Below are 13,399 nucleotides of genomic sequence, written 5' to 3'. Positions count from 1 at the left end.
ATAATGTTATGGGCGGTTCAAGTATTTGTTCTCCACTTACTTTTCCTTGACAGCTCTTAGAATTGAACCAGTTACGATTAACATCGTACCTGCAATAAAGAATGATGCACTAAGCACAAAATAACCTGTAAGTACATTAGTATTGATTATGTAATTATACGCATCTCCACCAACATAGGCGTATTTATTAGTATCGGTGTATATTTCAGAATTTTGATATCCTCCGATTCTATCAAGACCTAAGAAAAGTAATACTGCTGAATGAATGTAAAAGATAGTTGCCCAAATTCCCCATTTTTTTGCTTTAATATAAGTCCACATAATAATTCTCCTTTGTTTGTTAATTATTAATTTATTTATTAATACATTTATACAGCTTAATTATTTTTTATTAGAATGTAAATAATTTCTTATTGATATTTCAGATTTTATCTACTCAATAGTTTAATGAGTTCTTTGTTACACTTTTCACATAACTATAACCTTTTTGACTCCATCTCCACCACTTTTGTTGTGGTATTGCTACAGTTATCGCATTTACATTTAGAGTCTTTGAATCTACTTATTTTCATTTTCCTTTAATAAATCGATGAGCGCTGTTCTCTCGACTGGTGTCAATGCCTTCCCAGTTCTGAGTTTTGCTACGATAGTCTTTTTCATTCGGTCAGTCATTATTCTTCCTCCTGTTCCTCGACTGGAATTAACGTTACTGTTTCTTGAGTTTTGATTTTATACCCCTTAGAACAAGAGAAGTATGCTACATTGCTACTACTACCTAAAGTTGTTTCCACAACAGGGAATCCATTAGAGTCGTATACAGCAAAGTCATTACCGACTTTCAAATAATAAATCACCTTGTAGTCCCCTGCAATGACATCCTCGCCTACGACATGTTCCCCTGCTTCTAATATCATAGGCTCTACCTCCTGTTTCTTATCGAGCAATGGTTCACGGATGCAGTAACTGTTAACGTCAACCCAAACTCCATTCATATCTTTTTCACAATCATACTCGTTGTCATAAGTTTCATTAGCATTGTCGTCAGAAGTATCATCACGAGTATAATATGATGAATTATCTTCTTGAACTTGTTGCACATTAGAATCATGTACAGCCACCACTGATATAAGTATCATGATAGCGACAACTCCAACTACTATCCACGGTAATAACTGTCGTCCAAATTCTTTTCTTACTTCTTTCGCTTGCTCCTTTGCGCTCCCTTTCAGAATCCAAACGAGCAAGCAAGATATTAAAAAGGCTAATACTAAACTCATTACGTATCCACTTCCTCAATCTTTACTCTGTATTGCTTTCCCAATTGAATTATGATGGTATCACCTCTTCCTTCAAGAAATCTAACTCATAAGCGCTCATCTCTTTTTCAACTTCATAGATTTCAAAGCTTTTATCGCGATTCCCCTTAAATACCCGATTCTTAATATATCATATTTTAAATTTATCTATAACTTACAAAATGCAAGATTTCAATTCGTACGACTGTTCATAACTTCCTCTTTCAAGAATCCTAATTCGTAAGATTCTATTTCTTTTTCAGCTTCCACGCTCTCATATTTCTTTTCGGACACTCAACATTTCCATACCATGTGTCTGAACCAACCTATGCCTATTCTCTCCACAAGTCCTCCTCTGATTGTGGAAACTATCCCCCCTCTACATCAAAAAAGGAATGAGTTATCTCATTCCCCTTACCATTATACAGACAGCTAAGCACATAATTTTGTGGTCACAAATGGTCACAGAAGTTACAATAACCATTGCTTTTTTAATAGAATTTCATTTATACAAACTTGTAAGAATGCCTTTAAATCAACATTTCCCCCGTAGCTCAGCAGGGAGAGCGCCACCTTGACAGGGTGGAGGTCGCTGGTTCGAGGCCAGTCGGGATCATATGAAAAACCCCTTGATAGTTGAAGTGAACCCGAATAGTGGTACATGAAAAAAACACCTCCATTGAATTCGCATAATAAGTATGCAAATTCAATGGAGGTGTTTTTCGTTTGAAGACAAGAGTTCATTACCCAGAAGAAACAAAGTGGAAAGTTATTGAAATGAAGAAAGACGGCTATTCAAATCGTACAATTATGGAGAAACTCGGAATTAAAAATGTTTCCCAAATTAAGACATGGATGAAATGGTATCGTACAGATCAAACATATCGTTTTCAACAACCTGTAGGAAAACAATATTCTTATGGAAAAGGACCAAAAGAGCTCAGTGAATTAGAACAGCTACGTTTAGAAAATAAACATCTAAAAACAAAATTACTTGTATGGGGAAAGTATCTGGAAATCGAAAGGGGCTGAAACCAGAAACTGTAGTTACTTTATGGGAAAATGTAAAAACAAAAATAACGGTAAAAGAATTGTGTAACGTATTAGAATTACCCCGTTCCACATTTTATCGCTGGTTACAACGAACGGAAGATTTGAAAGATGGTATAGAAGAGAAAGTAAAGGACGTTTGTCTTAGGCATAAATTCCGGTATGGATATCGAAGAGTGACCGCTACTCTTCGAAAAATGGGACTGTGTGTCAATCATAAAAAAGTATTACGAATCATGAGACAAAATCACATTCTTTCAAAAGTACGTCGAAAGAAAAAGAAATATATCAATGGTGTGGAACCAATGGTAGCCCCTCATCGATTGGAGCGCCAATTCGATGCATCCACACCAAATGAAAAGTGGTTTACGGATGTGACGTATCTCTTATTTGGAGAGCGTACCTTGTATTTATCAACGATTATGGATGCCTTTAATCGTGAAATTATTAGTTGTGTCATCAGCGAATCACAAACACTGACATTAGCGATAAAGACATTAAAACAAGCAATGAGAGGGCGAAAAGTAAAAGATGTCCTTCTTCACTCAGATCAAGGAAGTATTTATACAGCAAAAGAATTTCAAGCGTATGCCAAAGAAAACGGCATGATCACCAGCATGTCCCGGAGAGGAAATTGCCATGATAATGCCGTCATGGAAAGCTTCTTTGGTCATTTAAAAAGTGAAGCTTTCTATTCACAAAAGATAACAAAAGTATCCAGCACAACTGTACGAAAGATTGTGCTAGAATACATTCATTACTACAATTGTGTGCGAATTCAAGAAAAATTAAACCACCTATCCCCTAAAGAATTTAGGGAACAAGTGGTTTAGGTGTTTTGATTGGTGTCCCATTTTCGGGGGTCACTTCAGTTTGAGAAGGGACTTTTTATTAGTAGTTCAGCGAGAACATTTGCATCTTCACTCTTTGACCTTTATATTCTAACGGTGGTTTTAGTATTAATGGAATAATTAATTCATTCTCCACTTTATTTTTTTCCTCTACATCCATAATTCTTATAGTACTAAATTTGCTTCCATAACCGTTCAAAGATGTTCCCAAATTTAAACCAGATGTATTCGTTAATATATATCTATCGTGTAATGGCGTCTTCCCTGAATCAGTGGCATAAACATAAAAATTAGTTTCTGGAGGTACTTGGTCACAGATTTTTGACCAGAAATTTTTATACCTCTCTTGAAAACCTTCCAATTCTGCTGTAGATGCTGTAGTGTATATCGTCACTCTAGCCTCTGTTGGAATGTATTTCAACAATGATAGTTGTTCCTCGTTAAAATAAGGATCATAAATTTTAATTTCATCTTTTACATTTTCTCTTATCCAATTTTTCAAAAAACCTAAAGCTTCTTCCTGTTCATTTAAACCAAAATTATATAAATTTGGTTCAACAATAACCTGATAAAAATTATTCATTTCTTTTGTTATAGCTAAGTCTTCAAATATGGAAACCTGCACCATTTTTATGAAGTCTAATAATTGAATCACTCCTTGATACAATTCTTCAAGTTCTGAATTTTTTCTCGACTGATTAGTTGCTAAGGAATTTTCCACATACCAATTAATCCCCAAAATAATAGTTTGAAAATTGTGCCCTACAGAATAATCAAGCCATTTACCACAAACTTCTGAATGTTGTATTGTTCCTCTTCCCGAACATAAAGATTTCAATAATTTATTAAATACAATTGGTAACATTCTTTGCGTATCAATTTTTTTATAATTATCAACCTTCTTCGGATCCGAATGTAGAGTAAGCTCCACTACCTTGTCATTAAAATTTCTTAGACTTATGGAAGAATCTATACTAGAGGCATAACTATTAGCCAAGGAAGGGTCAATTGTATGTGCTAACTCTACAATTCCACCTAACAATTGATCCCTCCCTTGGTCATTTGAACATATTTTCGCTGTTGTCATCGCTTGCTCTAACAAGAATTTTGCAGCCCTATTATTAGATGTTAATCGATACGCTTCTGCAACTAACCCATATCTTTCTGCCCTATCATACGGATTGTTAATAAGATTTACATTAGCCTCCGCATCTTTTATTAACTGTACTGCAAAATCCTCTTCAGTATCTACTGCATTCTTCCCAAGGGATGTCAATACAAAAACTTTATCTGAAATATTTGCAATATTCATCGCTTCATTTTTCAATTCATGTCTACTTGGAACAAGCTCTTTCCATCTCTTATTAGCCCTATGTGAAGCTGTATCTCTTAACCGTGTAAGTTGACCAAAACTTGCTATCACATAACCCTTATGGACAATATTTTTGGAATCAGGTAATTTTTCATTTATTGTTCCTACTAACTTTTCGGTAACCGTTAATAATTGCTTTTCTTGAAGTCTACTTTTTATTTTATTACCTTGTGATGGTTCTACTAACGCATCAACTAGACAAGTAATCATAGCATGTATAGCTGCATCACGTTTTAACAAGTCAATTAACTTACAAATTTTCATTGCACCTGCATAATTAATTTTGTGGTTAAACAAACTTAAATCAATCGGGTCTTCTGGTGGTCGTTTACTAATTATAAATTTTATAACGTTTTCTATTGAGTTTTCTTGGTCCAACTCATTTATCAAACAATTTAATTTTTCAACATAGAGACCTTCCTCATACTCATATAAAGAAGGAGATATTTCAACAATAATTTGACTAACCACTTCAGGGTCTTTACATTGTTCCAGTATATCAATGCACTTTTCTACTAGATCATTAAAAACAGTATTTAATCCATGAATATAGCATCGCAAAGCCAGACTAGAAAGTAGCATACACTGTTGGTATGGTGATGGTATTGACAAAATAAATTTCTTAATTTGGTTTATTTTTAGTTCATAATCCTTAGATTTTATTAAATCTGGTATCATTCTAATTAATAGTTCGCATGTTTTAATAAACGTATTATCAAGCCTTTTATCTCCAAAATTTGAGTTCATATATTTATTAATAATTAATAAATATATTTCGGCAGCAAACTTTTTATTTACTTCCCCTATAATTTCTACAAATTGAAATCCAAATCTTATTCTGTCATCAATTGAATCAATTTGTTCTAAATTCACTTTCAATTCTTTATATGCAGATTCAGCCTTCAATGGATTTTTAGAATGAATCCACTTAATATAATAAGCAAATGCTAAGGCTTTCCCAATAATACTAGTAATTTCTCTAATTTTCCCAAAGAAACTATTAACGACTTTATCATCGGCTTTTATATTATTATTAGAAGCTTTTCTTAAGAGCCGAATAAATGACCCATCCCTAAACTTAGGATCTTCAATTCTTTTCAAAAGTTTACTTATAAATTCAAAGTCCACGTCTTTATTCTTCAATTCAGATTGTATAATTTCATTATATGCTAGATATCTTCTCTGCTCTGTATTTAACTTTGAAGCAAAGAGTACAGCCATATCTTTATCGGCCTTTGCCAACTTTACTAATATCTTTTCACTAATTCTAAAATTATCTGCGGAAGCCCTTACTAATTTACCAAATTCTACAATAAGAAGATCTCTTAATTCTTTTTCTAACCCCTCATCATTTAGTATATCTCTGGTATGCTCCAATAAATGTAAGATAACCATGCATTTACTATCTAACTCATTTATTTCATCTAATTCAACATACACTTTATAAAATCTTTCTAACGCTAAATCTACAGACCATTTTCTTTCAATTTCTGAAAGTGTTAACTCTAACAAAGCGTATTCCTCGACTGGATTTTTAATGACTGTCGCTTGTAAATTTTGTATTCTTGAAATTAGTCTCTTAACTTCTTCAAGTTTATCACTATAAATTAATGGCGCTGCAAATTTTCTTAGATGTAACTGTGTAGGTGTATAATCATTACTTTCAGTCATAATATCTATAGCTTTTTCAATGACTTTATAACTATTACTGTCAGTTTTATTAATTTCACACCAATTTTGCAAGTAAAAAAGCTGAGCTGAAGTATCTTTAATATTATTAGTTTGCTTAAATACTTGTTCAATGTCCTTTGTAATTGATTCCGAAATAACGTTTATAAATTCATTTATTTCTTCACTACCAATTTTTTCTTTTATAGGATTAACATCTTCAGTATCTCGATCTACTTTAAAAAGTAATCTTAACAACATATAATCCATAAATCTATCTTTTTCAATATTTTCACCCGTATGTAATGCTATTCTTTGCAAGAGCTTAAACGATAAATCAGTATCAATAGTAAATAAATTTGAAGAAATATCTAAAAGCTTATCAATCAATTCGTCGTTTAGTTGCGAGGTATTATCCATTAAGTTTATACACTCATCTACGCTTGCAATTATGTCCTGTGTAATATCTAAACCGTTTTTTTTCATATAACTACAAATTAAGGAAAGTAGAATCAATCTATCTTCTGGAAGAATGCAAGAAAGTGTTAATTTTAAGGCTTCCTCATATCTTTCTAATGATAATAAAGCTTTAATCTGACTTTCTAGTGCTGGCTTAGTTATTACCAATTGTGTAAATACAGCCTCAGTTAAAGATGCCCAAGCTAAATGTTTCCAATCTTTTTTGTCACTTGCCATCTTGGATAAAATTCTTATATTTTTTCTCACTATTGAGATTTGCTGAGTATTTTGCAATGTTTCACTAATATTTTGAATATCAATAAGATTAACTAGAGATTTATATTGATCTCCTTCACTATAAAGTTCAGGTAAGTATATAATTGCATTTTGATCCTTAGGATCCCCTTTATAAAAATCAATTAATTTTTGAATGGTTGGAGTCTTATAATCACTAAGTTTTTGCTTTAAAAATAATTTATATGCATCTAAAACTATTACTTTATTATTCTCTTCGAAAATAAAACCTGTTTTTTCTATATGCTTAATTATATCCATCTCTGGTATATTAAGAATTGTAGCAACTTCGCGTCTGGAAAAACCTTGATTTGAAAAAGTTATTAAAGAAAGTAATTCAAAAAACTCTTCATCCTTATCTTGATATTGCGCCCAAGTTTGTTCTATTAAATTACTAAAATTATTTGGTAAATTTTCAAGGATATCTTCTTTCCTACCGTTAGCTTTAAACTGCCTATACAACTCAGAAATATATCCTGGCATGCCGTCACAAGTATTATAAACATATTCTATTTCATCTTGTTCTAAGAATTCTCCTAATATCACTTCTATTTCTAACTTTGAAAAGAAAGGAACTTGCATAGAAGTAGCTTTTATTCCATGATCTAATCCCTTTTGACTACTCAAAAGGACATAAACTCCATGTTCATTCCCAGCAGGAATCAGTCTTAATATATCATCTTCAGCAGTATTACTCTTAATTCTCTCAATTCCATCGACAATTATATAGAAAGGACCTTTACCTGCCATGGCTTGCTTACATAAATCCGCATGAAGCCTACCAAATAGCATTACCAACTCATGCTCTTGTAAACTACCAATATCCACCTTTTGAATAGCGCTTTTCATCCGATCAGAAACAATATACGATAATTGTTGACACATATCTGATAAAAACAACCTTACACTTGAACTCCAATAATCTTCTCCAACAAAAAAAGCTGCACATTGATTTGCAAATTTCCTTGCATATTGAGACAGTAATATTGTTTTACCTGTTGAATTAATGCCTTCTAAAATAATTCTAGTATTCACCTCTGAAAATGTATCGGATATACTTTTAATTATATTCTCTCTAAAAATTTCTTTTTCAGGTATCTTTGGAAAAGTACTAGAAAAAATACTTTCATTAATTCCTTCCTTCGTTAAAAAAGAAACACCCAATTTAATCCCCCCTTTTTTCTTTATCTTACAATATTAAACAATATTTTCAATAGACATATTTGTTGTTTCAAATCATTTCAATACATAATTAAATATTAATATAATAATTTTATAAATTAAACCCTAACAATGCATAAATGATAGTTTTAGAAATCTTAAAGACCTATTATAGAGTTTCCTAATTGTACCCATTAGACACTTTAATAGACTAAACATCATCTTTACATGTAATCAAAATAACTTGCCATACAATTTTTCTAGTTGTTGTTTTAAATCTTTATTTTCATTTTCCAGAACCTTAATGAGCTCTTTTAGTGACTTAATAAGAACCTCTTCGGGGCGCGAGCTCTTTTTCTTTGGATTTAATATCTTTTTTAATTGTTGATTTTTTAATATTTCAATTCTAGATTTAATGTCTGTATTTTTATATAACCATGATTTCTAAACATTCGCTCTCAATGAGACAGAATTAAAATTAATTGTTACATTTTTTATTGCCATTTCAGAAATTGTTCTTTCAACTTTTTCTATAGTTTTATTACTCTTCTCCTTAGCTAATTTTACAATAGCTTCAGTGTTTTTTATTTTCACAACTATTCTACTCATCTCCCTTAAGATTAAAAATTATCTGCTCTAATTTATCCTTTACTCTCTGACTGGTCTCAATTTGACGTTGCCATTGTTGTTTTTTAGCCTGCTGTAGTAATATTTCCGTTCGATTTAAATGCTCTTCATGCTCCTTCAGAAACCTTTTACTAGTACAGAAGTGCCGTTGCCGTACAATCTAAACATGCATTAGCATGAGGACATGGGCCTGCAATTACCGGTAATCGACAATAGCCATTGGGGAGTGCTTGTGCATTAATATTCTTTTTAAACCATTGAAGATCTATAGTATCCACTTCAGAAGTTTCTTTATCAAATTCAATAATGCTACCACTATTAGTTATTAGCGTCTCTTTAAAGTTGGTAAATTCCTTCTTTAATGTTTCATCATATATATGAGCACATCTACTAGTCATTTCAGGAGATTCATGCCCAAGAAATTTTTGAACAATATGTTGAGGGACTCCATTATTAATCATCCTTGTACCCACAGTGTGTCTAAAAGCATGAGCATGAAATCTATATACCTTTCCTTCCCTGTCAGTAATATTTTCATCATAAGAAAGTCTATTTAAATGATCTTTAAAGGTAGCTTGCTTTAAAGGAGACCTATCCTTTCTTGGGAATAAATACTCACACTCTTTTACAAATGAAGAAATTACAAACTGTTCTTGATCTTTTATAAGAGCTGCAACTTCCCTTGAGATTGGAATGGTATGTTCTTTTTTCATCTTCCTTTGATACGTCTTAAAAAAATAATCATCTTCTTGATCTTCTATCAAACACCCTCTTTTTAAAGTACATAATTCACTAATACGCATCCCGCATTTATGTATAATCATTACCATCTTTGTCACAAAAGGTTGTAATTTATCTAGATGACCATTTAATTGTTCTAATATGTATTCATCTATAAATCGTGGCTTTGCTTTAATCCCTTTTGGATAATCCTCTGGATAAATCAGTATCTTGGAAGGAGCTTTTTCCCACTCAAAGCGTTGAGAGAAGTTGTAAATAGCCCCTCTATAGTAGATATTCTATTTGGTGCAGATCTTACACTTAAACCCTTTAAATTGATTTCAGCTAAATAATCTTCAATTTCTTTTCTCGACAATTAATGTAATTTACTAATTTAAGGATATTTCCTGTTCAAAAAATCAAAAAAACCCCTTAACATTTAAGCGAAAGCGTTTATAGCACTAAAAACTAAAGTATTCATCTTTAATTTACAATATCATTTAGCTATCTTTTTGAAATATGGATTAACAAACCCTTTAAAAGAAATAATATATTCGGAATCTGTAGGATTGATTTTCTCCTCATTTAAATTTAGTTTCCTCGCATCCCAAACATCCTTATCCCATTCTTCCCCATCGAAGTAGTAATCTTCATATAATTTCATAAATTGTTTCAGCATTGTAACATAATAAGAATTAGCTTTCCAAGATGCTTTTTCTTGATTAGCCATAATTTTATGATTAGTTATGGTTGTTTTTATTCCTTGCTCAATTAAGTATGTTCTATATTCCATTAATGCCTTTTCTATAGGGACCTCGGTAATTAAAGAAATGTTCGGGAATTTCAAATCAAGAAACCGCATCATCCTTCCTATTACCGTTCCTTTCCTAATCCATTCTGCTTTCGCCTGCCAAATACCGTTAATCATATGATAATAAAAAAGTATTTTAATTCTGTTTTAACCCATACATTTTTAATTCTAATAAAATGTACATAACGATTTCTTAATCTAGGATACTTACATAATTCAATCGCAGTTGGTAAAGAGCACTCCCTAACATCCCATGTATCATTTGGAGATTTCACTCTTCTTTCTTTGTAAAGAAGACTACTCTCTTTTATCATTTTTAGTTTTACGATGTCGACTCGTTTTGCTGGTTGATTCATACCGACAGGTGATTCTAGTACCCCTTGCTTTCCTACTCTAATCTCACGATATACCATTTTTTCTCCTCCAATTATAAGAAATGGGTTACTCTTCATCTGAAAAACAAACCTTTTTCTATTAAGTCATATAAATAATATATATTTATTAAATTGGAGTTTATCCTACGCTCGTTACCTTCCATGTAATAATCTTTCGTCTTTCACTTGAAAGATTCCATCTTTCATGTTTTTTCGTTAATTTTTCATATAATTCCTTTTTACTTCTTCTGCTAGATCCTTAATAAATTTTTATAAACGCCTCCGCTAATTCTAGTTCATTATACTCTTCTTCATTTACATAATCTAAATGGTTGTAATTTTCACTCTTATATATTTGGATAAATCCCAAAAACAAACCCCTACTATTAAAAAACAAGACATTTATTCGAGTATGTATTTTTTAATCATAACAAGAAAGGTAAAAAATATTTTTTAACACTATATAGCACAAAGGGAATTTTATTACTTTTATGTACGTCTCCAATTTTATAGAGTGCGCAAGAATTAAAACGGAATATTCAAATCTTGTTACACTGAATAAGTACACTATATCCTTCCAAATAACTACTTACAATCAAATGAATATACAATATAATAATTATGAAATATCTGAATAAACAACCTTTTCTACAAATTACTTCAGGGAGGTATATAAATGATTTTTAAAAAGAAAAAAAAGAGCAAGATTAATTTTGGGATTACGACCAAACCAACTCCTAGATTGCCATTGTCAAATGAATACAAAGGTAAAACATTTGACGAATATGTAGAATATGAGACAAAAGACAAAAGTAAATTAGCAAGTTTGGCTTATTCATGGCAGGATGAATTTCATGATGACGATGTACAAGATTTTGAGTTTAGAGTGGATTATTTTTGGAATTGTGTTGAAAATTTAAAAGAGGTGCCTCAAGATATACACAATTTATGGGAAAAGTTATTTCTCCATTTTGATAAGTTTAAGTATGATTCCACACTTAAATTATACCTAGGGATGTTAGCAGCTCTAACCGCTGAAGCTGGTTTTAGTGAAAGGGTTAAAAGTCAGTTAGATAATAAATTAACTGACCTATATTATAGAAAATTTAATAAAGAATTAGCCAAAGACGGATTGAATACTGTGTTGAATAATATTACTGATTGGTTCATATTTAAAGCAGAAAGTTACTATGATGACTTAAAGTTGGGATTTGCAGAGCGAGAATTACGTTATCTCCAAGAATTATATGAAAAGTTTGAAGCTGACTTTGAAAAATTAAAAACAGAGTTACCAAGATCTTTCCTAAAATATTTTCGCTGTGTTTCTTTCTATTATGAAAACCAACCAGAAACTACAGATTATAATTACGATGCATTTTATCAGCACATTTTGTTAGGTGCTATTGTAGTTAGCAAGAATACTGGTAACTTTACTCAAGCAAGTAATTTGATATATCAATATCATAAGGCAATTAAACAGCAAACGCAGGGAAAAATAAAAAGATTCGGATTAAATGTATTAGATTATTGTACAGGGTTTGGAGAGAAACCCCATAAGTTAATATTTCTATATTTAATTATGCAATTTATATTCTTAGTAATCAATTTCCCTTATAAATTTAGCCCACTAGAGTTTAAAGGACTAGAAAGTAATGAGAGTTTTTTTAGTAAACTAGTTGGTACGGTTTATCTTAATAGTAGCACTATGTTAACAAGCGTTTATGGAGACATATCACCATTAAATGAATTAGCTAGACTAGTAATAGTTATTGAACAATTATTAGGATTCATAGTGTTCGCTAGTTTAGTAACACTAGTATTAAGAAAATTATTTAGATTCTAACGATAGAGCTAGTAAAATCATAAGGGTACAACTTAGTTAGTTTCTTACAATGAAACTCGAGAAAATAGCGTCCGTATAATAATGCTTGTATTGAATCATTACTTGTTAAAAAGAGAATAGGCACATCATACATAATATATTAATAACTAGCATCAACACCATTTCAACACATTGATGGATAAAATGGAGTCATAGTAGTATTACTTTAGAAACCCTAGCTAAAAAAATCTTAGATTTAATTTTTTTGTATCCAGAATCTCAATTCAAACCCATTAAAAAACCGGTCAAGATTCTGGTCAAGAAATTTCATTTTTCTACGTTACAGGATTTGCATAAGAAAATAAAGAATACCTAATAAACCCTTGACATTACTAGTTTTTCACTCGATATTGCTGAAACGTACAATATATGTTTCTTATCTTGACAGGGTGGAGATCTTGAGTTCGAGCCTCTCAGGGTTCATGCTGAAACCCCTGGATATTCAAGGGGTTTCCTTATATAACAGTTTATCACAAAGGAGGAAACAGTACTTTCGGGGCAAAAATGGGGCAGAATTTTTCACTTTGCTTCATTTCTATTTTCATGTTCTTTACCGAATATATTAATAAGTATATATGTTTATCTATATTTTACCACAAATAAAAAAACAAAAATAATTTTTTCAACTTAGGTATACATGAAATCCATAAAAAAACAATAATTTAACAAAATTGTTTTCAAATAATTTTTTTACATATAGTTTGTAATCTCACCCAATTTCTCTAAAAAGCTATTAGTTTCTCTTTCTCCACCAAATTCCTTAATTCTTCTCCATTTGCTCTTGCGATTACATATTTAGGTAGATAGAGCTTTCCATATTTTATGCTGTTTGTAT

5 protein-coding genes, 1 tRNA gene and 2 pseudogenes are annotated in these 13,399 nt (G+C 31.3%); 3 read left to right on the top strand and 5 right to left on the bottom strand.

The genetic code is table 11. The features are described 5' to 3' along the window. Nucleotides 1-36 precede the first annotated feature (36 nt). Nucleotides 37-309, bottom strand: a complete 273-nt coding sequence (locus tag ACZ76X_RS18520) for a hypothetical protein (protein ID WP_479851365.1) — start codon at nucleotides 307-309, stop codon at nucleotides 37-39. A gap of 362 nt (nucleotides 310-671) precedes the next feature. Continuing rightward, nucleotides 672-1,277, bottom strand: a complete 606-nt coding sequence (locus ACZ76X_RS18515) for a hypothetical protein (RefSeq protein ID WP_479851303.1) — start codon at nucleotides 1,275-1,277, stop codon at nucleotides 672-674. A gap of 564 nt (nucleotides 1,278-1,841) precedes the next feature. On the opposite strand from ACZ76X_RS18515, the gene ACZ76X_RS18510 reads away from it, so the two are divergent. Next, nucleotides 1,842-1,908, top strand: a tRNA-Val gene (locus ACZ76X_RS18510). Between the two features lie 113 nt (nucleotides 1,909-2,021). After that, nucleotides 2,022-3,178 (top strand): IS3 family transposase gene (locus ACZ76X_RS18505; RefSeq protein ID WP_479851302.1). Its coding sequence is split into 2 segments (ribosomal slippage): nucleotides 2,022-2,274 and nucleotides 2,274-3,178, totalling 1,158 coding nucleotides; the frame shifts between segments, so codons are not numbered across the junction. Between the two features lie 58 nt (nucleotides 3,179-3,236). On the opposite strand, the gene ACZ76X_RS18500 is transcribed toward ACZ76X_RS18505, so the two are convergent. From ACZ76X_RS18500 to ACZ76X_RS18490, 3 genes and pseudogenes are all read right to left on the bottom strand, one after another. Next, the gene (locus tag ACZ76X_RS18500) at nucleotides 3,237-8,153 is read right to left on the bottom strand and encodes a P-loop domain-containing protein (RefSeq protein ID WP_479851301.1); all 4,917 of its coding nucleotides are present in this window, start codon (nucleotides 8,151-8,153) and stop codon (nucleotides 3,237-3,239) included. Between the two features lie 231 nt (nucleotides 8,154-8,384). Next, a pseudogene (locus ACZ76X_RS18495) lies at nucleotides 8,385-8,759 on the bottom strand (DUF6262 family protein). Then, nucleotides 8,752-10,664: pseudogene (locus ACZ76X_RS18490) on the bottom strand (tyrosine-type recombinase/integrase). The pseudogenes ACZ76X_RS18495 and ACZ76X_RS18490 overlap by 8 nt, the downstream one beginning before the upstream one ends. 694 nt (nucleotides 10,665-11,358) lie before the next feature. Between ACZ76X_RS18490 and ACZ76X_RS18485 the strand changes: the two are divergent. Further along, the gene (locus ACZ76X_RS18485) at nucleotides 11,359-12,525 is read left to right on the top strand and encodes an ion channel (RefSeq protein ID WP_479851300.1); all 1,167 of its coding nucleotides are present in this window, start codon (nucleotides 11,359-11,361) and stop codon (nucleotides 12,523-12,525) included. Nucleotides 12,526-13,399 lie beyond the last annotated feature (874 nt).

Source organism: Bacillus sp. BC05(2025) (genome assembly GCF_056725905.1).
This window is presented reverse-complemented; position numbering and strand designations above follow the sequence as displayed.

Coding starts and splice junctions, on each gene's coding strand:
- ACZ76X_RS18515 (WP_479851303.1), bottom strand. CDS start 1,277: ATGAGTTTAGTATTAGCCTTTTTAATATCTTGCTTGCTCGTTTGGATT.
- ACZ76X_RS18485 (WP_479851300.1), top strand. CDS start 11,359: ATGATTTTTAAAAAGAAAAAAAAGAGCAAGATTAATTTTGGGATTACG.